Origin of the sequence: Sphingomonas sp. SKA58 (genome assembly GCF_000153545.1) — a bacterium.
Lineage (GTDB): Bacteria > Pseudomonadota > Alphaproteobacteria > Sphingomonadales > Sphingomonadaceae > Sphingobium > Sphingobium soli.
This window is the reverse complement of record NZ_CH959307.1, coordinates 800,921-822,062: the sequence shown is the minus strand read 5'-3', so window position 1 is coordinate 822,062 and position 21,142 is coordinate 800,921. Positions and strand designations below refer to the sequence as shown.

23 protein-coding genes are annotated in these 21,142 nt (G+C 66.7%); 1 reads left to right on the top strand and 22 read right to left on the bottom strand.

Features of this window, described 5'->3' with window-relative positions; translation table 11 throughout:
- Positions 1-5: 5 nt before the first annotated feature.
- The 9 genes from trbL to SKA58_RS13370 all read right to left on the bottom strand — a co-directional run bounded on the left by trbL (position 6) and on the right by SKA58_RS13370 (position 9,059).
- Positions 6-1,391 (bottom strand): P-type conjugative transfer protein TrbL, encoded by a 1,386-nt coding sequence (gene trbL / locus SKA58_RS13410; protein WP_009822986.1) that lies wholly within the window; start codon positions 1,389-1,391, stop codon positions 6-8.
- Positions 1,388-1,699: a putative entry exclusion protein TrbK-alt gene (gene trbK-alt / locus SKA58_RS13405; RefSeq protein WP_009822985.1), complete on the bottom strand. Its 312-nt coding sequence runs from the start codon at positions 1,697-1,699 to the stop codon at positions 1,388-1,390. The genes trbL and trbK-alt overlap by 4 nt, the downstream gene beginning before the upstream one ends.
- A 10-nt stretch (positions 1,700-1,709) precedes the next feature.
- Entirely contained in the window at positions 1,710-2,426 is a 717-nt protein-coding gene (gene trbJ / locus SKA58_RS13400; protein ID WP_009822984.1) for a P-type conjugative transfer protein TrbJ, read from the bottom strand.
- Complete coding sequence (trbE, locus tag SKA58_RS13395) at positions 2,423-4,879, bottom strand: conjugal transfer protein TrbE (RefSeq protein ID WP_037543596.1); 2,457 nt, start codon at positions 4,877-4,879, stop codon at positions 2,423-2,425. Before trbE ends, trbJ begins: the two co-directional genes overlap by 4 nt.
- Positions 4,876-5,157 (bottom strand): VirB3 family type IV secretion system protein, encoded by a 282-nt coding sequence (locus SKA58_RS13390; RefSeq protein ID WP_009822982.1) that lies wholly within the window; start codon positions 5,155-5,157, stop codon positions 4,876-4,878. The genes trbE and SKA58_RS13390 overlap by 4 nt, the downstream gene beginning before the upstream one ends.
- The gene (locus tag SKA58_RS13385; protein WP_009822981.1) at positions 5,154-5,489 is read right to left on the bottom strand and encodes a TrbC/VirB2 family protein; all 336 of its coding nucleotides are present in this window, start codon (positions 5,487-5,489) and stop codon (positions 5,154-5,156) included. Before SKA58_RS13385 ends, SKA58_RS13390 begins: the two co-directional genes overlap by 4 nt.
- Positions 5,486-6,472, bottom strand: coding sequence for a P-type conjugative transfer ATPase TrbB (trbB, locus tag SKA58_RS13380; protein WP_037543594.1), 987 nt, complete (start codon positions 6,470-6,472; stop codon positions 5,486-5,488). The genes SKA58_RS13385 and trbB overlap by 4 nt, the downstream gene beginning before the upstream one ends.
- A 140-nt stretch (positions 6,473-6,612) precedes the next feature.
- Positions 6,613-7,032, bottom strand: coding sequence for a CopG family ribbon-helix-helix protein (locus SKA58_RS13375; protein ID WP_009822979.1), 420 nt, complete (start codon positions 7,030-7,032; stop codon positions 6,613-6,615).
- A complete protein-coding gene (locus SKA58_RS13370) occupies positions 7,029-9,059 on the bottom strand; it encodes a conjugal transfer protein TraG (protein ID WP_037543591.1) in 2,031 nt (676 codons plus the stop codon). The genes SKA58_RS13375 and SKA58_RS13370 overlap by 4 nt, the downstream gene beginning before the upstream one ends.
- 201 nt (positions 9,060-9,260) lie before the next feature.
- Here SKA58_RS13370 and SKA58_RS13365 point away from each other — a divergent pair, with 201 nt between their 5' ends.
- Positions 9,261-10,382 carry a three-Cys-motif partner protein TcmP gene (locus SKA58_RS13365; protein WP_037543177.1) on the top strand — a complete coding sequence of 374 codons (1,122 nt, stop codon included), beginning with the start codon at positions 9,261-9,263 and terminating at the stop codon, positions 10,380-10,382.
- Between the two features lie 3 nt (positions 10,383-10,385).
- On the opposite strand, the gene tcmP is transcribed toward SKA58_RS13365, so the two are convergent.
- The 13 genes from tcmP to SKA58_RS13300 form a co-directional block, all read right to left on the bottom strand.
- Positions 10,386-11,309 carry a three-Cys-motif partner protein TcmP gene (gene tcmP / locus SKA58_RS13360; RefSeq protein ID WP_083784898.1) on the bottom strand — a complete coding sequence of 308 codons (924 nt, stop codon included), beginning with the start codon at positions 11,307-11,309 and terminating at the stop codon, positions 10,386-10,388.
- Positions 11,276-12,100 carry a DUF5131 family protein gene (locus SKA58_RS13355; protein ID WP_037543585.1) on the bottom strand — a complete coding sequence of 275 codons (825 nt, stop codon included), beginning with the start codon at positions 12,098-12,100 and terminating at the stop codon, positions 11,276-11,278. Before SKA58_RS13355 ends, tcmP begins: the two co-directional genes overlap by 34 nt.
- Before the next feature lie 171 nt (positions 12,101-12,271).
- Positions 12,272-14,002: a relaxase/mobilization nuclease domain-containing protein gene (locus SKA58_RS13350; RefSeq protein WP_009822974.1), complete on the bottom strand. Its 1,731-nt coding sequence runs from the start codon at positions 14,000-14,002 to the stop codon at positions 12,272-12,274.
- 259 nt (positions 14,003-14,261) lie between these two features.
- A complete protein-coding gene (locus SKA58_RS13345; RefSeq protein WP_037543175.1) occupies positions 14,262-15,164 on the bottom strand; it encodes a lytic transglycosylase domain-containing protein in 903 nt (300 codons plus the stop codon).
- A 3-nt stretch (positions 15,165-15,167) separates the two neighbouring features.
- Positions 15,168-15,500, bottom strand: a complete 333-nt coding sequence (locus tag SKA58_RS13340) for a DUF736 domain-containing protein (protein WP_009822972.1) — start codon at positions 15,498-15,500, stop codon at positions 15,168-15,170.
- Entirely contained in the window at positions 15,481-16,059 is a 579-nt protein-coding gene (locus SKA58_RS13335) for a S26 family signal peptidase (protein WP_009822971.1), read from the bottom strand. Before SKA58_RS13335 ends, SKA58_RS13340 begins: the two co-directional genes overlap by 20 nt.
- Complete coding sequence (locus SKA58_RS13330) at positions 16,056-16,577, bottom strand: DUF2840 domain-containing protein (protein ID WP_009822970.1); 522 nt, start codon at positions 16,575-16,577, stop codon at positions 16,056-16,058. The genes SKA58_RS13335 and SKA58_RS13330 overlap by 4 nt, the downstream gene beginning before the upstream one ends.
- 271 nt (positions 16,578-16,848) lie before the next feature.
- Positions 16,849-17,742, bottom strand: coding sequence for a replication initiator protein A (locus SKA58_RS13325; RefSeq protein WP_009822969.1), 894 nt, complete (start codon positions 17,740-17,742; stop codon positions 16,849-16,851).
- A 6-nt stretch (positions 17,743-17,748) separates the two neighbouring features.
- Positions 17,749-18,015, bottom strand: coding sequence for a helix-turn-helix transcriptional regulator (locus SKA58_RS13320; protein ID WP_009822968.1), 267 nt, complete (start codon positions 18,013-18,015; stop codon positions 17,749-17,751).
- A 119-nt stretch (positions 18,016-18,134) separates the two neighbouring features.
- Complete coding sequence (locus tag SKA58_RS13315) at positions 18,135-18,911, bottom strand: DUF2285 domain-containing protein (RefSeq protein ID WP_009822967.1); 777 nt, start codon at positions 18,909-18,911, stop codon at positions 18,135-18,137.
- A gap of 158 nt (positions 18,912-19,069) precedes the next feature.
- A complete protein-coding gene (locus SKA58_RS13310) occupies positions 19,070-19,333 on the bottom strand; it encodes a DNA -binding domain-containing protein (protein ID WP_009822966.1) in 264 nt (87 codons plus the stop codon).
- A gap of 139 nt (positions 19,334-19,472) precedes the next feature.
- A complete protein-coding gene (locus SKA58_RS13305) occupies positions 19,473-19,724 on the bottom strand; it encodes a helix-turn-helix domain-containing protein (protein WP_009822965.1) in 252 nt (83 codons plus the stop codon).
- Positions 19,725-19,971: 247 nt separating this feature from the next.
- Positions 19,972-20,817 (bottom strand): DUF932 domain-containing protein, encoded by an 846-nt coding sequence (locus SKA58_RS13300; protein ID WP_009822964.1) that lies wholly within the window; start codon positions 20,815-20,817, stop codon positions 19,972-19,974.
- Between the last annotated feature and the right edge of the window lie 325 nt (positions 20,818-21,142).

Below are 21,142 nucleotides of genomic sequence, written 5' to 3'. Positions count from 1 at the left end.
GTGGGTCAGTCCTTCTCTTTGATGTCGGGACCGGCTCCGCCGCCGTGGCTGTCGCCGGCCTTCATGGTGTGGGCGAGGACAGTCGCGCCGTGGCTGACGGCCTGGCGGCGTTTCATCGCGGCCGCCCATGCAGGCTGGGCCGAAGCGCCGGCTGGCGCGGAACCGCCAGTGGTCGCGGCGGCCGGGGCGGCGGATGCGGGTCCGCCGGTGATCGTGCCGCCGGTTGCGGTGAACCCGGCGCGAGCGCCCGAACGGAAGTTGGCCTTCATCGCCGCGCCGCTCTTGGCGGCCGCCTTACGCAGCGGCGAGAGGACGGCGCTCGCCGCACTACCCGCTGCCGCCTGGCCGACCGCGGCCATGCCGCCCGCGACAGCGCCCGCTCCGCTCTTGCCGAGCGACCCGAGGCTGTAGGCGCTGGCGGCGCCGCCCGCCATCTGCGCGCCGCCACGCGCGGCGGCGGCGGTCATCCGGCCGGCCGCGCCGAGCGCGGAACCGGCGGCGCCGACACCAAGCCGTGCCGCGGCCGCGCCGCCGACCAGTGCTCCGCCTGCGGCCAGCGCGGTGCCCGCCGCCGCACCCGCGCCGAGCTGCGGGCCGCCCGAGACGATGCCGTTGGCGATCGAAGGGCCGAAGATCGACAGGCCGAGGAGCGATAGCGCGGCGAGCGCGATGGCCATGACCTGATTGATGTCGGGCGCGGGGCCGAGCGCCGCGCCGGTGAACTGGCTGAACAGGGTGGTGCCGATGCCGGTGATGATGGCGAGCACCAGCACCTTGATGCCGGTCGAGACGACATGTCCCAGCACCTTCTCGGCCATGAAGGCGGTCTTGTTGAAGAAGGCGAAGGGCAGCAGGACGAAGCCGGCCAGCGTCACCAGCTTGTACTCGATCAGCGTGATAAAGACCTGCACGGCGATGATGAAGAAGGCGAGCACCACGATCACCCAGGCGAGCAGCAGCACGAGGATCAGCGCGAGGTTGGAGAACACGGCCCAGAGGCTGGAGAACTGCCCCGCCGCATCGAGCAGCGGCTTGGCCGCTTCGAGCCCCTTCGCCGCGATCGTGCCGGGCTTCATGAACTCGTCGATCGTCATGGCGCCGCCGCTGGCCTGGAGACCCAGCCCAGCGAAGCTCTCGAATACGATGGTCGCGAGCAGCGCGAAATTGCCGATGATGAAGGCGAAGGTGCCGATGTAGAGCGTCTTCTTGACGAGCCGCTGAAGCACGTCCTCGTCCGCGCCCCAGGCCCAGAACAGGCCGGCGAGTGTCACGTCGATGGCGATCAGCGTGGTCGAGAGGAACGCGACCTCGCCGCCGAGCAGACCGAAGCCGCTGTCGATGTAGCCGGTGAAGACATCCAGGAAATTGTCGATAACGCCGGTGTCGTTCATGGCCGGGCGCCTTCATCCGGCGCCATGTCGCCACTGCGCTTCGTCGCGGGCGCGGGCTCGTCCTGGCGGAAGAAGCGGCGGCGATTGGCGGCCCAAGCCGCTTCGCAGCCGCTGTCCGGCATGGTCAGAGAGGCGCAGCGGTCCAGCTCGCGGGCGAGCCTGGCCTGGCCTTCGTCCGCCGGCAGGACGAGCGGCGGCGCGGGCGCAGGCTCATCGGGCTGGACGGCGGCGACGATCGCCACCGTCATCATCAACCCGGCCAGCGCCGCCACTCCCGCGATTTTCGCCGTGCGCGAGGAACCGTGCATGGGAGCCGCCTCAGTTGCCCATGAAGCGGCGGAACCGCTCGCGGCCTTCGGCCTCCTCGGCCGCCTGTCGGGCGGATTGCAGCGCCTGCGCCCGGCCCTGCGCCGCGACGGCGGCGGTGAGGTCCGCAAGTTGCTGCGATTGCAGCGCGAGAAGCTGGTTGCCCGCCTGCGCCGCCTGGAGCGCGCCGGTCGCCGACTGGCTGGCCGAGACCAGATTGTCCATCGTGGTGCGCGTGCCGTCGATGTTGCCGACGACGCCGGCCTGCACCTGCAAGGCATCCTGAAAGGCGCCGACGCTATCCTCCCAGCGAGCGTTCGCATTGGCGACCATCTGCGCGTGATCGCCGGTCAACGCCGCGCCCTTGTAGCGGGCGCCAAACGCCTGCTGGATGTCCTGCACGTCGTAGGCGATGCGCTGGGCTTCGGAGAGAAGCTGCTGGGTTCGCTGCACCTGTTGCTGGAGCTGCTGGAGCGAGGAGAAGGGCAGCGAGGTGAGGTTGCGGGCCTCGTTGATGAGGCTCGTCGCACCCTGCTGGATTTGCTGGATTTGATTGTTGATCTGCTGGAGCGACCGGGCGGCCGTCAGCACGTTCTGCGCATAGTTGGTCGGGTCATAGACGATCCCGCCGAACTGCGCGTAGGCCGGCATCGGCTGGGCGATCGGCACGACGGCCGCGCTGGCGAGCGCGCCGGCCAGGATGGCGCGGCGCAGGGGGAATCCGGTCATAGAGGTAGCTCCTGCTGGTTGTGGTGCCGGGGATCGGGGGGAAGAAGCTCGACGGCCCAGGCGCAGCCGCGATGGCGCAGCCATTCGGCCGCGAAGGCGGGCGCCCCGTGAGTTTCGATGATGTCGGCGATGGCGAGCTGGTCGGTCTTCGACGACGCGGCGGTAAAGGTCAGCGCCACCTCGCCCAGCCCCAGCTCGAACAGGCGATTGCCGCGCCGGGACTGGCAGTAATAATCCCGCTTCGGCGTTGCCCGGCTGAGGATTTCGATCTGGCGGGCGTTCAAGCCGAACCGCTCGTAGATGGCCGCGATCTGCGGTTCGGCGGCGCGCTCGTTCGGCAGGAAGATGCGCGTCGGGCAGCTTTCGATGATGGCCGGCGCGATGCTCGACGTTTCGATGTCGGCGAGGCTCTGCGTCGCGAAGACGACGCTGGCATTGCGCTTGCGCAGGGTCTTGAGCCACTCGCGGAGCTGCGCGGCGAAGTCGGGGCTGTCGAGGACCAGCCAGCCCTCGTCGATGATGATGAGGGTTGGCGAGCCGTCGAGGCGACCTTCGATCCGGTGGAACAGATAGGACAGCACGGCGGCCGCCGATCCCGCGCCGACCAGGCCCTCGGTCTCGAAGGCTTGCATGTCGGCTTCGCCCAGCCGCTCGGCCTCCGCGTCGAGCAGCCGGCCCCACGGCCCGCCGATGCAATAGGGCGCGAGCGCCTGTTTGAGCTGCTGGCTCTGCAACAGGACCGCGAGCCCTGTCAGTGTCCGTTCCGGCATCGGCGCGGACGCCAGCGAGCCCAGCGCCGACCAGATATGCTCCTTGGCCTGGGGATCGACCGCGACGCCTTCCGACGCGAGGATCGCCGCCAGCCACTCGGCCGCCCAGGCGCGCTCGGCCGGATCGTCGATAGCGCTAAGCGGCTGCAACTGGACGCCGCCATCGCTGTCATCGGAGAGGCTTCCGCCGAGATCCTGCCAGTCTCCGCCGCAGGCGATGGCGGCCGCTCGGATCGAGCCGCCGAAGTCGAAGGCGAAGACCTGGGCGTTCTCGTAGCGGCGGAACTGCATCGCCATCAGCGCGAGCAGCACGGACTTGCCCGCGCCGGTCGGGCCGACGATCAGCGTGTGCCCGACATCGCTGCCATCGGGGTGAAGGGAAAACCGGAACGGGGTCGAGCCTTCGGTCCTGCCGTAGAGCAAGGGGGGTTCACCGAAATGCTCGTCCCGTTCCGGCCCCGCCCATACTGCTGACAGGGGGATCAGGTGGGCGAGATTGATGGTGGAGATCGGCGGTTGCCGGACGTTAGCGTAGGTATGGCCGGGGAGCGAGCCGAGCCACGCTTCCACGGCGTTCATCCCTTCGGGAATGACCGTGAAGTCGCGGCCCTGGATGACCTTCTCGACCAGCCGCAGCTTCTCGGCGGCAATGGCAGGATCGCAGTCCCACACCGTCACCGTCGCGGTGACATAGGCCATGCCCGCATAGTCGGCGCCCAGTTCCTGCAAGGCGGTGTCGGCGTCGGCGGCCTTGTTCGAGGCGTCGCTGTCAAGCAGCGTGGATGCCTCGTTGGTCAAGACTTCCTTGAGGATCGCCGCGACCGATTTGCGCTTCGCGAACCACTGGCGGCGGATGCGGGTCAGCAGCTTGGTCGCGTCGGTCTTGTCGAGCATGATCGCGCGGGTCGCCCAGCGATACTCGAAGGCGAGCCGGTTCAGCTCGTCGAGCAGGCCGGGGAACGTGACGCTCGGGAATCCCGTGATCGTCAGCGTGCGGAGATGATGGTCGCCCAGGCGCGGTTCGAGTCCGCCGGTGAGCGGCTCATCAGCGAGCAGCGCATCGAGGTGCATCGGCGTTTCCGGCACGCGCACGCGCTGGCGCCGGGTCGAGATGGTGCTGTGCAGATAGGTCAGGGTCTCGCTGTCATCGAGCCAGCGGACCTCGGGCACAAAGCCTTCGACCAGATTGAGCACGCGGTCGCTGCGGTCGGTGAAGCCCTTGAGCAGCTCCCACGGATCGACGCCGGTGGTGGACCGGCCCTCGTAGAGCCAGCCTTCGGCGCGCGCGGCTTCCTCGGCCGGGGGCATCCACAGCAGCGTCAGATAATAGGCGCTCTCGAAATGCGCGCCTTCCTCGCGGAACTGTTCGCGCCGCTCTATATCGACCAGCGCCGACACCGGGTCGGGAAAGTCGGACTCGGGATAATCGAGCGCGGGCGTGCGCTGCGCCTCGACGAAGATCGCCCAGCCCGAACCGAGACGCCGCAGCGCGTTGTTGAGCCGCGCGGTGGTGGCGACCAGCTCGGCGGGCGTGGCGCTGTCGAGATCGGGACCACGGAAACGGGCCGTGCGCTGAAAGCTGCCGTCCTTGTTGAGAGCGACACCCTCGCCGACCAGCGCCGCCCAGGGCAGGAAGTCGGCCAGGTGAGCGGCGCGATTCCTGTATTCGCGTAACGACATCATGGCCGCATCCACGCCGGATAGCGAAGGTGCCGGCGGGCCACGTCCACGAATTGCGGATCGCGGCGCGCGGCCCAGACCGACAGCGCATGGCCGATGGCCCAGATGACGAGACCGGCGACCCAGAGCCGCAGGCCGAGCCCAATCGCGCCCGCCAGCGTCCCGTTGACGATGGCGAGCGAGCGCGGGGCGCCGCCGAGCAATATCGGCTCGGTCAGCGCCCGATGCACCGGGGCATAGAAGCCCGCGATCGGCTCGACGGGATCGGCCGCGCCGGTCATGCGATCAGCGCTCCGCCGCCGAAGCTGAAGAACGACAGGAAGAAGCTCGACGCGGCGAAGGCGATCGACAGGCCGAACACGATCTGGATCAGCCGACGGAAGCCGCCGGACGTATCGCCGAACGCGAGGGTCAGCCCGGTCACGATGATGATGATGACCGCGACGATCTTCGCCACCGGCCCCTCGATGCTTTCGAGGATAGACTGAAGCGGCGCTTCCCACGGCATTGACGAGCCGCCGGCATGGGCCGGAACGGCGAAGGTCAGCGCGATCACGCTGGCGGTGGCGGTGAGCATGGCGCGGCGTGCGCCATGCCGCAGGGCATGGATCATGGCAGGTCTCCGGGCTGAGGGTTGGCAAGCGGGGTGAGGCGGTAGTCGCCGGTGGCGGCGTCGATCCCCTCGACGCGGGCCAGTTCGGCGAGGCGGCGGCCGTGGCCGTCTCGGACCAGAACGGCGATCAGGTCGATGGTCTCGGCCAGCAGCGCGCGCGGGACCGTGACGACGGCCTCCTGGATGAGCTGCTCCATGCGGCGCAGCGCGCCGAGCGCGGTCCCGGCGTGGATGGTGCCGACGCCGCCGGGGTGGCCGGTGCCCCAGGCTTTGAGCAGGTCGAGCGCCTCGGCGCCGCGCACCTCGCCGATGGGGATGCGATCAGGACGCAGCCGCAGCGAGGACCGGACGAGATCGGACAGCGAAACGACGCCATCCTTCGTCCGCATGGCGACGAGGTTCGGCGCGGCGCACTGAAGCTCGCGCGTGTCTTCGATCAGGACAATGCGGTCGGAGGTCTTGGCGACTTCGGCCAGGAGCGCGTTGACCAGCGTGGTCTTGCCGCTGCCGGTCCCGCCCGCGACGAGGATGTTGGCGCGTGTCTCGACGCCATCGCGCAGCGCCGCCGCCTCGGCCGCCGACATGATCCCGGCCGCCGCATAGTCGTCGAGCGTGAACACGGCGACGGCGGGCTTGCGGATCGCGAAGGCCGGCGCGGCGACGACGGGAGGCAGCAGCCCCTCGAACCGCTCGCCCCCTTCGGGCAACTCGGCTGAGACGCGCGGGGACCGGGCGTGGACCTCGACGCCGACATGGTGCGCGACCAGACGGACGATGCGCTCGCCGTCCGCGGCGGCCAGCGTCATGCCGGTGTCGCTGATGCCCTCGCCGAGCCGATCGACCCAAAGCCGGCCGTCCGGGTTCAGCATCACTTCGATAACGGTAGTGTCGTCGAGCCAGGCCGCGATCGACGGACCCAGCGCCGTGCGCAGCATCCGCGCGCCGCGTGACTTCGCCTCGGAACGGATAGGGTGGACGGTCAAGAACAAGCCCCTGATGAGGGCCGGGCGAACCGCCGCCCGGCGTCAGGGGCACATCAAGAGAGACAGAAAAGGCCGTGCTTCAACACGTAAATGCGGTCGTCGTATTCTGGCGTAGAGAGACAAGAACTGGCGTAGTCAGCTCATTCTTCTTGGGTCGGAAAGTCCTCGCCGATTTCTTGTCTGACCTTCGGACCCTTCGCGAGTCGGCGGCCCAGCGCCTCCATGAAGGCGTCGTAGCGGTCGTTCCCCAAGCGACGCATCGCGGCGCGCTCCGTTTCGGGTGGCGGCGGGGTGTTCGACAGCCAGAAGCGCACGAACAGCGCGATCATCTCGACGCCGATCCCTGTGTCGCGTTCCAGCCGGGTGATGCGCCGGTCCAGCTTGTCGAGCCGCTTGGCGATGGCGGCCTCGCGCTGCTCATCGGCGTCGGGCGACAGGAAGGATGCGATGGCGGCCTCGGCGATCAGCGAGCGGGACTTGTCCCTCCGGTCGGCGTAGGCGGCGAGCGCGCGCATCAACTCCGGGTCGAGATAGACCGACAGGGGCGTCTTAGTCGTCATAGCTCGATGCCATCCTCGGGATCGAGCGACGCCTGCCGGGCCACGCGCTGCATCTGGCGGCGCACCGTCGCCTGCCGCGCCGCGTCGCCATCGGGGTCAGGCTCGTCCAGCTCGAACTCGTTGGCGGGCGCGGTCCGGGGCGTCGGCACAATGTCGATATGGCGCTCCAGCGCCGGCTCGCGGCGCAGGTCCGCATTGGCGGCATCGTCCTCGGCATCCGCCTTCTTGGCCGCCTTTTTCTTCTTCGGCTTCTTCGGCGCATCATGCTCGATCGGTTCGGGCATCGGCGGCGCCTCGATCGGCGCCAGGCCGCTCCAGTCGTCCGGGCGCGGCGGTCCGCCTCCGACATTGCTGTCGGGCGGCGACATCACCCGCTGCGTGAACCGCCGGTCCTTGAAGTAGCGGACCTTCTTCGCCCGGATCGGCGGGATGCCCGCGACCATGACGATCTCGTCGTCGGGCGGGAGCTGCATGATCTCGCCGGGGGTGAGAAGCTGGCGGGCCGTCTCGGAGCGCGAGACCATCAAATGCCCGAGCCAGGGCGAGAGGCGATGCCCGGCGTAATTCTTCATCGCCCGCATCTCGGTCGCGGTGCCGAGTGCGTCCGATATGCGCTTGGCGGTGCGCTCGTCGTTGGTGGCGAAAGACACGCGCACATGGCAATTGTCGAGGATCGCGTTGTTCGGCCCATAAGCCTTCTCGATCTGGTTGAGGCTTTGCGCGATAAGGAAGCTCTGGATGCCGTAGCCGGCCATGAACGCCAGCGCGCTCTCGAAGAAGTCGAGCCGCCCCAGCGCGGGAAACTCGTCGAGCATGAGCAGCAGCCGGTGGCGCGACTGCCGCGCTTTCAAATCCTCGGTCAGCCGGCGCCCGATCTGGTTGAGGATGAGGCGGATGAGCGGCTTGGTGCGCGAGATGTCGGAGGGCGGCACGACGAGGTAGAGCGTCACCGGCAGCTCGCCCTCGACCAGATCCTTGATGCGCCACTCGCAGGTGCGCGTGACCTGGGCCACGACGGGATCGCGATAGAGACCGAGGAACGACATGGCGGTCGAGAGTACGCCCGATCGTTCGTTGGCCGATTTGTTGAGCAGCTCGCGCGCGGCCGAGGCGACGACGGGATGGACGCCGGCCTCGCCCAGATGCGGCGTCGTCATCATCGCCCATAGCGTGCTTTCGATCGGGCGGCGGGGATCGGACAGGAAAGCGGCGACGCCGGCCAGCGTCTTGTCGGCCTCGGCGTAGAGCACATGGAGAATCGTGCCGACCAGCAAGGCGTGGGAGGTTTTTTCCCAATGGTTGCGCTTCTCCAGCGAACCTTCCGGGTCCACCAGCACGTCGGCGACGTTCTGCACGTCGCGCACTTCCCAGGCGCCCTTGCGGATTTCGAGCAGGGGGTTGTAGGCGGCCGACGCGCCGTTGGTCGGATCGAACAGCAGCACCCGCGCGTGCTGGGCGCGAAAGCCGGCGGTGAGCTGCCAATTCTCGCCCTTGATGTCATGGACGATCGCCGAGCCGGGCCAGGTGAGCAGCGTGGGCACGACGAGGCCGACGCCCTTGCCGCTCCGTGTCGGCGCGAAGCACAGCACATGCTCGGGGCCGTCGTGCCGCAGATAGTCGCGGCCGAGCCGACCGAGCATGACGCCGTTCGGCCCTAGCAATCCTGCGGCCGCGATCTCCCCGCGCGTCGCCCAGCGGGCCGAGCCATAGGTCTCGGCGTTCTTCAGCTCGCGCGCACGCCAGACCGACATGCCGATGGCGACGACGATCGCGGCGAACCCGCCCGACACGGCGATGAACGCGCCGGTCTGGAATATCTCCGGCGCATAGGCGTCGAAGGAGAACCACCACCAGAAGAAGGCCGGCGGCGGATAGATCGGCCAGTCGCCGAGCATGAACCACGGCGACCCAAGCTCGGGCTGATAGGCGAGCGCCGCGGCCGTCCATTGGGTCGCGGTCCACAGGGCGGCGAGCACAATCAGGAAGACCGCGAAGACCTGACCCCAAAGGATTTTGGTTGCCGACATGGCACCGAAGTCGATGCGTGCCGGATACCAAATCAAGTCGCTGTTATTGTGGAGGAAAGTCTAGCGTAGAAAGACAGGGCGTAGCGTAGTTTGGCCTACGCCGTGTTGAACAACTCGGGCCGCATATCCACCGTTGTTCCCTCTTTGTATCGCCGACACTTTCAGGCTAACGTGTCGTTCCCCATCTTCTGAGGATTCGCGGTGGCACACGGTTTTTTTGAAGAGCAACGCGAGCAGTCTGCTGTGAAAGCAGAAATCGTCGCGAAGTATTTCAACGCATGGGCGGATGTCATGATCGGCAATGCTCAAAGATATGATCAGATCGAGAAGATCGCCTATATCGACCTTTTTGCAGGGCCAGGGCGTTACAAAGATGGCGCAAAATCGACCCCGCTGCTGGTTCTGGAACGCGCTATTCAAAAACCAGAGTTGGCTCGCCTGCTTGTGACCATGTTCAACGATTCCGACCCCGGAAACGTGCAATCGCTTCGCCAAGCAATAGAAGAACTATCCGGTAGGGAATCGCTGGCACATCAGCCACAAGCGTTCTGTTCCGAGGTGGGCGACGATGCGCAGCAGATGTTCGAGCGTTCTCGGCTCTGTCCTACCTTCTCTTTCATCGACCCGTTTGGTTACAAAGGATTATCGCGCGGTATCATCCAATCGGTGGTGAAGGATTGGGGCTGTGACTGTGTTTTCTTCTTCAACTATTCTCGTATCAATGCGGGCATCAACAACGATACCGTGCGCTCGCATATGAATGCACTTTTTGGCGAGCAGCGGATCGACAAGATGAGGACAATCCTGACTGGTATGGGACCGGCCGACCGTGAGGCATTCGTGCTGGAAGAATTGTCGCAGGCGCTCAAGGAGCTTGGAGCCCAATACATTTTGCCATTCCGCTTCAGGCGCGCAGACGGAAGCCGGACATCCCATGCGCTCATTTTCGTGACGAAGAATATCCTAGGCTATGAGATCATGAAGGACATCATGGCGCGCGCCAGTTCGACCGAAGATCAGGGTGTGCCATCCTTCGAATATTCACCTGCCGATGAATGCTGCCCGTTGCTCTTTTCTCTAGCCCGCCCTCTGGAATCGTTGGCCGATGATCTTGCCGAGCGGTTTCGCGGCCGCCAGATGCGCATGGTTGATGCTTATCGCGAACACCATGTCGGGACGCGTTATATCTCGCGGAACTATAAAAAGGTATTGAGCGATATGGAAGCGGAGGGCCGAATCATTGCCGACCCGCCGGCCGAGAAGCGGCGCATGGTCAAAGGGGAACGATCTTTTGCCGACAAAGTGCTCGTATCCTTTCCTTAATCACTATTCGCCTTCTGTGAGTTCCGACCAGTGAGCATCCAGATCGAGTTGCGTGGTCGGCCTATCCCAATCGCTCCGTCCAGAAACCTTCCGGTATGCCCGGAGCATGAGCGGTGAGGCTTCGGGATGATCGGTCGCATGGACCATGTGATACATGGTGCGACCGCCTTGCCGTGAATCGTGAATCGCATAGGGGTAGGCGAAAGCATAACCAAGCTCGGTCTTGAACCGCTGAACAAGGAGGTTGGCACGTTCAACGCCTTGCAATCCTCGAAGCGTTCGCCAATCTGAACGCCCCCACCAGCGTTCGACCCGCGCAGCCGTGGCCTCCCGTCGAACGGCAGCAATCGATCGATCAATCCAGCCGGTGGCAAGGAAGTAGAATATCTCGATCTTCGTGCCCTTCTTGTGTTGAGCGATTGCCTCCACAGTTGACCAAGCGCATTCGAAGGTGCGCTGATCGAGCAATGCGAAGGTTGCCGTTCGCTCAGTTATCCGCCCGGATGCAAGAATTGTGGAGATGGTGGCGTTAAAGTCACCCTCCATCACATGGATGCGGCGTCTTTTGCTTTCATGCGCAGCCTTGATCTCATGCAGCAATGCGATCCCTTTCGGATCGATGTCGCACAACCATAGCTCCCGGACGCGCTGCGGTTCGGCTTCCAGAACAAGCTTAGCAGAACAGAGGTCGCTGCGTTCCCGCCTCTGCGGAGCTGCGAAACCATCGATATAAGCTCCGTGTTTGGTCACATAAGTAAAGAGCTTGATGTATTCCTGGATCAGCCGAGCCTTGTTCTCCGTCCAGAGTGGATGCCGGAGGGATTGGAAGTTCTTCTCGGGCGCGACTTTGATCGTCGGAATTTCCGACGCGTCAAATAGCATCGGTGACGAGCTCAGGCTGACCTCGACTTCGGCAAGCCGTCCCATATCGCCCCGTCGAGGACACGACCTGCGGCTTTTTTGCCCACGCGAAGCATCATCGTGCCATCAGCAGCGTGGCTCGCCCGTGCTTTAGCGAGATTCAAACCTTGTCCTGGCGCCCAATCGCCCCATTGCTTGAAATGGAACGGCACTTCGGATGCCATGCACTGATTGAGAAGATCCAAAAACCAACTCGGGCTGGACGGCCGCGCTTTCGGCCCACTCTCGCCGCCTGTGATGACCCAATCGATATGTTCGCCAAGCCAACGAGATATGTTCAATGACCCCAGTAACGGCTCAGCAGAGATGAATCTCACGGCAGCGGGAATCTCGGCAAGGTGTGGCAATCGTTCCTCAGCCCATTCCTGATCCTCGACCGTTGTTCCAAGCCAAATGTTTGCCGGCCAACTTTGCCCCCAAGGAACCATCTTTCGAACCAGCTCAGGTCGTTTGGTTAGCAGAAGCCAGTCGAGATTTGGCGTTGCCTCAATTAGCTTCCATAGCCGTATGCGGGCGTCATCCAAATCGCGCCGGTCCTCGAAGACGTCTGCCATCGATGCGCAGAATACCCGTGGACGTTCCCCGGCCTCAGCGGCGACGGCATCCCATTTTATCGGTTCCGACCAATGCTTGTCGCCGAAAAAGCGTCGTTCTGCTTTGATACCCCATACGCGACTGCCCACGCGCTTTGCCCATGCTTCAGCATAGCAATGCTTGCACGCGGGAGACACTTTCACACACCCCCACCAGGGGTTAAAGGTGTGCGTTGTCCACTCTATTCGAGAATTCTTGGCCAAATTAGATACTCCCGCTTTAGTCCTATAGCGGAACAAAGACGGAGCCAAGCGCTCCTTCATTGTTCAATGGGTCGGCCAATCGGACCGGGATACCCCTGCAAAAACACTCGTCGGCTGTGACTGAGAGGAGTAGAACAAAAAAGGAACAAATAGTCAATCCGTCCGGCTCCGTTACAGTCCCAGCCCCCGGCCGCGCCCGAACGACCAATCGACGCCGCCGCCCGCACGCATGACGCCGGAGATGTGCTTGCCGATCTGGCGGTCGAGCGAGGGAGACCAGGGCACGAGCTGGAAGCTGAGGCCGTTGTCGATCATGGCGAAGCGCCCCGAAGCGAGGGTGATGCGTTGGCGGACCGTGCCCGCGACATACTCCCCGGCCTTGGACGGCGCGTGCGGCAGGCCGATCTCGGCCGACAAGTCCTTGGCCGCTTCGTCCAGTTCGCGCCGCCGCAGCGTGTCGAGCAGGTTGCGCGCGAAGATGATGCGCTGGCCCTGCCGACGCGCGAGTCCCTCGTCGGCGAGATGCTCGGCGCGGGCCTCCATCGCGGCGCGCACCTCGGTTCCGAAGCCGCCACCAAGATCATGGCCGTCGTTCGACAGGTTGCGCCGGTCGAGCCAGGTCGCCCCCGGCGCGCGGACCTGTGCCGCAAGGTCCATGTCGGAGCGCACGGCCAGCGCCACCCGCTGCCGGCCTTTGCGGTCCTCGAAGCGGCGCAGCTCGACGATCGCGCCGGGTCGGCAATCGCCGGTCGCCTCGATGTCGGGAAGCTGGACATGGTGGGTGCGGCCGTCGATCCCGTCCACGATCGCATAGGCTTTGCCGGTCAGCTCGTCGTGAAGGCCGCGATCGACCAGTTTGCCGATGACGGGCTGGGACGGGTCGGCGTCGAGCACGTAGCTGCCGGCGCCCCGGTCGATACCGCGGTCGCTCATCGCCTTGTGCATCCGCTTGATGATGTCGTCGCGCTCGCCCAGCTCGCGCAAGGCGGCCTGGGCGTTGTCCGCCAGCGTCCATTGGCCGGGCGCGATCTCGCTGGCGAGACCGAGCCGCTCCAGCTTGCGCAGTCGTCCCATCCTCAGCACATGGTCGCCGTCCGGCCGGACGCCGGGCGCGGGCGCCATGTCGATCAGCCCGTCGCGCTGCATCGTCCGTGACAGGTCGCGGTCGATCTCGGTCCAGCGTTCGGCCTCGACCTGCCGCTCCAGCGACTGCCGGATTTCGAGGTCGGTGCGCGGGCCGAGTTCCTGGGTGACGATCTCGCGGGCCTGCGCGCGCATCCCCTCGCGGATATAGTCGCGCGAGATGACGAGGTTCTGCCCGTCCTCGGCGACGCCGCGCACGATGATGTGGACGTGCGGGTTGTCGGTGTTCCAATGCTCGACCGCGCGCCAGTCCAGGCGCGTGCCGAGATCCTTTTCCATCCGCGTCATCAGATCGCGGGTGAAGCCCTTGAGGTCGCGCATCTGCTCGGCGTCCTCGGGCGACACGATGAACCGGAAATGGTGGCGGTCGTCCTCGCAGCGCGCCGCAAACTCGTTACGGTCGAGGCCCTCTGCCTCCGAGCCGAACAGCACGCCCTTCTCGCCGTCGCGGGTGACGCCATCGCGTTGCAGGTAATTGAGATGGGCGGCGAGCGAGGCGCGGCCGCCATGCCGAACCACGCGCGCCTTCACGATCACTTGGCGCGAGCGGTGGCCGAGCCGGTGGGTCGCGCGGACACTCGCCACGCGGCCCCGGCCGAAGGTCGAGCGGCCCGGCGCGACGATGCGGCCACGGCGCGAGACATGCCCGCCGGCACGCTGGGCCGCGGCGAGCGCCTGGACGATGATCGGCAATGCCCGCTGGCTTCCCCGCGAGCGGATGCGACCAGGCCGGACGCGGAAATCGTCGTCGCCGCTCATGGGGCGACAGGCCGCAATGTGCGGCAAACCCTGATGGCGGCGGGCGTTCGCCCTGCGCCGCACAGTGCGGGATTTCCGCACACATTGCGCAGCAATGCCCGAAAGCCTTGAGAATCAAGACCACGACCGAGGCGCAAGGGCTCCGCACATTGCCGCCCTTTATCTTGCCCTCGAGCCTTCCCCTTCAAAAACAGAGCCTTGCACCCTTCCGACGCTGCGAGAGGCTGCGAGGGAACACGCCAGAGCGCGCGGGAGCCGCTCATGGTGGAGGCCGCCCGGAAAGCGGGACGAACAGGCCGTTGGAAGGCGCGGGCGCGTCGGCCAGCACAAGCTCGGGGCGGTCGGCGGTAGGCCGCTCCGGCTGCGCGTCGGACGCCGTTCGGTCGGCGGCCGGTTGCGCGGTCGAAAGCGCCCCCGGCCGCACCGCGAACAGCGCGGCACGACGCCATGCGAAGGGATCAGACGGCGGCGCGGCGGCAAGCTGACTGTCGCCCGCGTTGCCGGTAATCGCCGCCAGCTTTGCGAGATAGGCGAGCGTTTCGGTGGGCAGCGGGCGACCGCGCGAGAGATATTCGTCGTAGCGGCCCGGCCCCGCATTGTAGGCCGCCAGCATCGCCGTCGCATTGCCGTAGCGGTCGTGCATCGCCCGCAGATAGGCCGCGCCCGCCATGATGTTGTCGCGGACGTCATAGGGATCATTCCCCAGACCGTAACGTGCGCGGAGGCCCGCCCAGGTGCCGGGCATGATCTGCATCAGGCCCATCGCTCCGGCGGTCGAGACGGCGCGGACATCGCCGTTGCTCTCGACGCGCATGACGGCCCATATCCAGCGTTCGGGGATGCCGAAACGCCGAGCCGCATCGGCGACATGGCCGGCATGGGGATGGCGCGCGGCCGATCGCTCAGGCGGCGCGTCCTGCGCCAGCGCGGCGACGGGCGCAGCGCCCGGCGCGAGCAGCAGCAGGATCGCGAGCATGGCGGCCGACCCGCCCCCGCTCCGCCGCCAGCCTGCCAGCGTGCTCGCTCCGGTAAAGGGTGCGCGCGATGCGCCGGCCGGGGGCCGCCCTTGACCTTCGCTGCGCGCGCCGGCCGGCCTGCGACCGAGCGGGACGGAGGGATGAGACGGCCTTTCCGCGAACAGAGGGATGATCGGGGACGGCACCGATCAACTCCGATCATCGCGCGGCCGGGGGCGTTTCCACGACAGCCGGAACGTCCGCCCATCGTCGTCGGCGCGGAACAGCACCGGCCGGAACGGCGAGCCGAATAGCGGGCTGTCGATCTCCAGCGCGATGTAATCACCGGCGCGCTCGCCGACCCGCTTCCACGCGCCGCCGACCTCGGGGCCGTCCTCGCCGTCGAGGTGGACGCGGTAGTCGGGCGCGTTCTCGGTGTCGCTCGGATCGAGCGCGACAAGCACGATTGCCTCGTTGATGCCGAACAGCCGAACGCGGCCGGCATAGCCGTCGGCGGTGGGTTCAAAGATATTGGTCGGCATGGCCGATCTCCTTTTCGCTGGGGGGTGAAGGCGATGGGGACGGCGCGCGCAGCCAGAGCGGCGTGGCGCGTCCGATGACGGCGGAGGCCGGCAGCGGGCCGAAATAGCGGCCGTCCAGACTGTCGGGGTGGGCGGGATTGAGCAGCAGCAGCTCGCCCGGTCGCAGGGTGCGGCACCCCTGCCAGACCGGCAGCGGACGGCCCTGGCCGTCGCGCGCGCGGGCGATGGCGACGCGCCGGGCATCGACGCTCACCGCGTCGCCGATCCGGCAAACCCGCTGCCCGGCCTTGGCCGCGACATGCTTCAGGAGCGGCACGCCTTCGGGCAGATAGCCGCGCGCCGAAAGCCAATGCGCCAGCCGTTCGGGCGGCGCGAGGGCGACCAGCGCGCCGGTGGGTGGATCGCTCTCCGGCCGTATCCGGTAGAGCCCGATCGGCGCGCTGGCGCTGGCGTTCCAGATGACGCGCGGAAGTGGATCGGCGACGGCGATGGCGACGAAGGCCGCGGCGAAGGCGGATGCGGCGATGGCCGTCGCCATGACATAGCGGTGGCGCCTCATCCCTCGATCTCCCGGCGCTTGAGCCAGGCGCGATGACGCTCGATCGTATAGAGGCGCGGCTGATGGCCGGCGGCGATGCGGTTGTGGACGTGCCGCCAATGGTCGGCCGCCGCGTCGCAGGGATCGACGCCGGCCGCTTCCATCGCGTCGATCGCGGCGAGCACCTGCTGGACCTTGGGCCAGCCCTCGATCCTGAGCAGGATGTCGCCGCCCGGCCGCACGAACGGCAGCGTCGTATAGGGCTCGTTGGCTGCGACCGCGCGCACCACGTCGATGCGCGAGACGATCGTGCCGAAGTCGTTGGCCGCCCAGCGCACGAACGCGAAGACTGCGCCCGGACGGAAGCCGACGACGCGGGTGCGGCGGGTCAGGATGCGGTCCTGGGCGATGCGGCCGAAGCGTATCCAATGCTCCAGCTTCTTCTCGATCCAGGTCAGCTCGACATGGGTGAGGCCGTCGCGGGCGAGCGCGCTGAACGCGCCGCCACCGCGCACGGCGGGGGGCCGATCGTCGATCATGGGAGGTCTCCGGGAATGGGGATCGCGATGGGCGCGAGGCGAGGTTGGCGACTTGTCTGGCGACCGAACGCCAAGCCGGCGAACGGGGCCGCGCTGTCCACAGCCGCGCGCGCCGTTAGCAAGAATCCGAAGGATTCTTTTCTATTAGCACTGTTAGAGGGGGCTCGATTCCGCGAGGATTTCTGCGGCTTTGCGCGAGCCGAGCGTTCCCGAAAGTCCGAGTCTCGCGTTCCCGATCGTCCGAATCCGGCCGTTCCCGATAGTCCGAACCTCATGGCCAGTTCTCCACAGGCTTGAGGCCGACGCGGCGCATGGCGGCGTCGAACGGATCTTGCGCGACGGGTGTGAAATTCAGCCGGTCACGGCCGAGCGCATGTTCGAGCGTGAGGACGTAACCGGGAAGCGGTTGGCGCGCGACGATGGCGCGCAGCTCGAACGCGAACCGGCGCAGCGGCGAGAGCACGCCGGACTTGAGGTAGACGTGGGGAACGTCGAAGCTCCAGCCGCCCTGCTGGCGGCCGCCATGCTTGCGCACGATGCGGTAGAGCCAGCGTTCGAGGCCGCCGGTGAGGTCGAAATAGGCGCGGTCGATGGTCAGCACGAGCGCGCGGTCGAGCACGCCGGCATAGAACCAGTCGGGCAGGATCAGCTCGATGCCGAGCGCGCGGCCGTTGCCGTCCGCCAGCTCGCGCCATTCGTTGATCCATGAGAAACGATGGCGGCGGCGCTGGTGCTCTTGCCGGATCGACGTGGCGACGGTGGTGGATTGCAGGCGGTCGAGCGCGGCCTTCAACCGCTCATAGCTCGCCTTGCCGGTGCCGCGCCGGGTGAATGCCAATATCTCGTGCGGCGTCGTCACCATCAGGCGCGAGGTCGGCCGTCCGGCGTCGCGCGCCTCGATGAGCTGGCTCGCCGCCCAGATCAGCACGTCGGCGTCCCAAATAGTCGCCATGCCGTGCTCGGGCACGGCCTCGACCGAGATCCATGTCGCGCCCATGCGGAAGTCGATGGGCGCGGTGCGACGGGCCTTGGCGAGCGAGAAGAACGGCCAGGCCATCAAGTCCTGCGCGTCGCGGGCCGCGAGGTCGCCGGGGACCGAGCGGAACAGCTCAAGCTGGGTGCGCTCGGCGCTCGACCGGCCGGAAAGGGAGCGTGCGGAGGGCATCGGCGCTCAGCGGCGCACGCTATCGGTGGGCAGGCGCTTGGCGGGATGGACCACGCCGTTGCCCGGATCGGACGTGGACCGGCGGGTGCCGAGGGCGGCCCAGGCGTCGAGATCGTCGATCGCATAGACGATGCGGCCGCCGAGCCTGCGGAACACCGGGCCGGTGCCGAAGCAGCGATGCTTTTCCAGCGTGCGGGCCGAGAGACCGAGATGGATCGCCGCATCGGGCGTCTTGAGATAGCGTGGCGTTGTGGCGGCGACAGGCTCGGCCATGATGATCCTCCGGGTGGCGGCCGGCCCCGAAAAAGGGGTCCGGCGGACAGGAGGGAATGGTGGCGAAATGCCCCCTATGCGGAGAAGGGGACGCGGGAGACCGGGTCGCCAATGTCCCCTCAGCCGCCCCGCAGCAACCGGATGTAACCGCCGTCGCGCAGCTCGACGGCTTCCTTGAGCCAGCGCCGGATGCACTTGCGTTCCGCGCTGTCCGTCCACTCGGTGGGCGTGTAGTGGCGGACCTTGGGGTGGATCAGCGAGGCGGCCAGCTCGCGCTGGCTGGCGCCCGCGCGGCGGCCGTCGAGCACTTGCAGCAGGGTGAGGAGATGTTCGCGCCGGAAGGGCGGCGGACGCAGCGCCGGCGGCCCGGCCGCCATGCCGCTGAGGCGGCGGCACAGGCGCTCGGCCGATGCGAGGCGCGCGAAGGGGGCGGGTTCGATCGGCACCACCAAGGCCATCGGGTCGTGACATGATCCGCACACGCACAGATGTTCGTCGCCATCGGGATCGGCGAGGATGACATGCAGGACGTCGCCCATCCTGATCCGGGCGCGAATGTCGCCCAGTGCCGCCATGTCGAGCGGGCCGGCGCCGATGCCGGCGACCGCGGGCGCGACGATGATGCTGGCCGGCGAGAGATCGGGGCGCGCGACCGCCAGCTTGCGGTCGAAGGCCGCGCCGGGCGCGGCGTGGTAGCTGATCCCCCAGCGGTCCACCAGGGCGGCGGTCGCGTCGTCGGCGGAGATCGCACCGCGTTTCACGCGGCCGAGCGCGCGGCGGTAGTCGGAACGATAGCGGGCATTGCGGCCGAGATAGCCGATGGCGATGTCCGAATATTGCAGCGCGTCGTCCCCGGCCTCGTCCGGGGGCGCGCGCCAGTCCTTCTCAGGCGGCATCGAAATCCTCCCAAGCATGGCTCTCTGCGGAGCGCGTTGGAAGATGTTCTCACCTTCGCCATCGCCGAGAAGCCCTGCCGGGCAGGCGGCCGCATAGCGGATTCACATCAGCATTTTGAAAGGATAATCAGCGCCGCCGCGCGGGTTTCAGGCCGCTCTCAGTTCGGCGGCCGCCGCAGATAATGCCGATAGCCGGTCTCGGTCATCCAGCGGGCGCGGGCGAGATGCGAGTCATAGACGCAGCGGGCGCGTTCCGGCTCGGCGGCGGGGTCGATCCCGAAGATGATGCGAACGGCCTCGCGCCAGTCGGCATTTTCGTCGGCCGCATCGAGCAGCCGCCAATAGGTGCGATGATGGCGCTCATCATAGGCGGTGACATGGTTCGCGTCCGGGGCGCGATCCTCGAAAGCGGCTATCGCCATCGCCTTGTTCCGCTTTCAGCCATAGCCCCCTGCGCCTGCTGATTCATGGTCTATACACCATAATGGACCGAAGTAATCGCACCGTCTTTGCTATGGCCGTCTGATGCTATGCGAACAGTCGGACCCGCGCCGTTGCCGGTTACTTGCGCTGTTCGGGACCGGAATCAGTCACGAGCAGCACGCCTCGACCGCGATCCGAATCGAGGAAGACGATCCCCGCCGCCTCAAGCGCCTTCATCACCTGATGCCGAGTATTGTCGTTCACCGGCTTATAACTCTCCGATTCCAGCCGCTTGAGCGCGGTCAGAGCAATGATGGCCTTCTCGGCGAGCGTCTCCTGTGTCCAGCCAAGAAGTGCGCGAGCGGCCCGCACCTGGCGGGAAGTGATCATGCACGATCACCTCCACAACCTTCGGGTCATTCGCTACGAAAACGACTATTATAGTCGTCGTGGGAGAATGGGAATATCCCAATCGCGAGCCGGGCGAACGCCCGGCGAGCGCGCCCCGTTCAGCGGCCGCGCGGACTATCGGGACGCGCGGCCGCCGCCGATCCGGGGAGCGGGTCGGCGGCGTTCTGCGATGTCGGAAATGGAGAGCCGCAGGGCCGGACGGTCCAGCCCGGCGGCGCGCGAAGGGTCAACCCGTCTTGAGGCGCTGCATCCCCTCGGCCAGCGTCCAGAGCGCGCGATTGAGCGTCACATTCTGGTCGATGCCGTTGATCGGGCGCGAACGGCTGCGGCGGATACGGCCCTCGGCATTGCGCTTGCGGCCATGCAGTCCGCCCCGAATGACGTTCTCCTGAATGACGTTGAATGTGGTCCACAGGCTATCGCCCCGATCCTCGTAGCGGCGCGGCTCGATAATCTGCTCCGGGGTGAGCGGACTTTCATCCTCGCCATATCGGGCGACAAGGCTGACCTCGCCGAGCAAGCGCTGTTCATCCTCGGACAGCCGGACGCCCTTCATCGTCTCGCTGGCGTCGATCAGCCGGGGAAAGTCCTCGGCAACCGTGTAAACGCCTTCGATGATGTCGTGTTCGATATTGCCCTTATGGGGAACGCGGACCTCCTCGAACCGCTCGCCCGCGATCATGCTGTTGGTGCAGACGAAGCGCAGCATACCCGCAAATAGCTGGAACGCGGACGTGCCATCGTGCGAATTGACGATGATTGCCTCGGCGGCCTCGGACTTGCCGACGCCGTCCTCCCGGCGCAGGCGCAGCATATGCTTGGCGTGGCCGTGGCGGTTGCCGTCGCGGGGAACCGACTGGACGGCGAAGAACGGGAACCATCCTTCCCGGCGCAATCCTTCCACGATGTCGATGGTGGGGACATAGACATAGCGCTCGGAACGGCTGTCGTGCGCCTCGCGGGCGAAGATAGACGGGACGTGGCGATACAGCGCCTCGTTGTCGAGCGGCTCATAGCCGCCGATCTGATGGCTGTTGCGGCCGAACCGGGTAGCAAGGTGATGGATGCTCATGGGTCTTTCCTTTCCTTGGGTCTGGGTTTCCGCGCAGCGGGAAGCGCCGCGCTGAAACCCTGCCCGTCGGCGAGACCGGGGGTGCAACCGGAGCGGGCGGCTTCGCGGGGAACCGGCTGCACGGAACGCGAAGCGTGGAGGAAGCTGGGCGGAAGCCGCTCCGAAGGGCGCCGGGGGCAGAGCCCCAAGCCTCCCGCCGCGCCCAGCGCGGCGGATTGCGGGTCAATGCGCCATCCTTCCCCAAGGGAGGGGGGATAGGGGTTTGGGGAAAGGGGTGGAGGGAACCGTCTCCCTTTCCTCATGGGTCGGGGAGTTTGAGGGGGCG

Excerpts from the sequence above, each read along its gene's own strand:
- SKA58_RS13320 (WP_009822968.1), bottom strand. The coding sequence starts at position 18,015 with ATGGCCGAGCCTGTCGCCGCCACAACGCCACGCTATCTCAAGACGCCC.
- SKA58_RS13390 (WP_009822982.1), bottom strand. The coding sequence starts at position 5,157 with ATGACCGGCGCGGCCGATCCCGTCGAGCCGATCGCGGGCTTCTATGCC.
- SKA58_RS13305 (WP_009822965.1), bottom strand. The coding sequence starts at position 19,724 with ATGATCACTTCCCGCCAGGTGCGGGCCGCTCGCGCACTTCTTGGCTGG.
- SKA58_RS13385 (WP_009822981.1), bottom strand. The coding sequence starts at position 5,489 with ATGATCCATGCCCTGCGGCATGGCGCACGCCGCGCCATGCTCACCGCC.
- SKA58_RS13340 (WP_009822972.1), bottom strand. The coding sequence starts at position 15,500 with ATGCCGACCAATATCTTTGAACCCACCGCCGACGGCTATGCCGGCCGC.
- SKA58_RS13350 (WP_009822974.1), bottom strand. The coding sequence starts at position 14,002 with ATGAGCGGCGACGACGATTTCCGCGTCCGGCCTGGTCGCATCCGCTCG.
- SKA58_RS13375 (WP_009822979.1), bottom strand. The coding sequence starts at position 7,032 with ATGACGACTAAGACGCCCCTGTCGGTCTATCTCGACCCGGAGTTGATG.
- SKA58_RS13300 (WP_009822964.1), bottom strand. The coding sequence starts at position 20,817 with ATGAGCATCCATCACCTTGCTACCCGGTTCGGCCGCAACAGCCATCAG.
- trbE (WP_037543596.1), bottom strand. The coding sequence starts at position 4,879 with ATGATGTCGTTACGCGAATACAGGAATCGCGCCGCTCACCTGGCCGAC.
- trbK-alt (WP_009822985.1), bottom strand. The coding sequence starts at position 1,699 with ATGCACGGTTCCTCGCGCACGGCGAAAATCGCGGGAGTGGCGGCGCTG.
- trbJ (WP_009822984.1), bottom strand. The coding sequence starts at position 2,426 with ATGACCGGATTCCCCCTGCGCCGCGCCATCCTGGCCGGCGCGCTCGCC.
- SKA58_RS13370 (WP_037543591.1), bottom strand. The coding sequence starts at position 9,059 with ATGTCGGCAACCAAAATCCTTTGGGGTCAGGTCTTCGCGGTCTTCCTG.
- tcmP (WP_083784898.1), bottom strand. The coding sequence starts at position 11,309 with ATGGGACGGCTTGCCGAAGTCGAGGTCAGCCTGAGCTCGTCACCGATG.
- trbL (WP_009822986.1), bottom strand. The coding sequence starts at position 1,391 with ATGAACGACACCGGCGTTATCGACAATTTCCTGGATGTCTTCACCGGC.
- SKA58_RS13315 (WP_009822967.1), bottom strand. The coding sequence starts at position 18,911 with ATGCCGCCTGAGAAGGACTGGCGCGCGCCCCCGGACGAGGCCGGGGAC.
- SKA58_RS13325 (WP_009822969.1), bottom strand. The coding sequence starts at position 17,742 with ATGCCCTCCGCACGCTCCCTTTCCGGCCGGTCGAGCGCCGAGCGCACC.
- SKA58_RS13310 (WP_009822966.1), bottom strand. The coding sequence starts at position 19,333 with ATGGCGATAGCCGCTTTCGAGGATCGCGCCCCGGACGCGAACCATGTC.
- SKA58_RS13330 (WP_009822970.1), bottom strand. The coding sequence starts at position 16,577 with ATGATCGACGATCGGCCCCCCGCCGTGCGCGGTGGCGGCGCGTTCAGC.
- SKA58_RS13335 (WP_009822971.1), bottom strand. The coding sequence starts at position 16,059 with ATGAGGCGCCACCGCTATGTCATGGCGACGGCCATCGCCGCATCCGCC.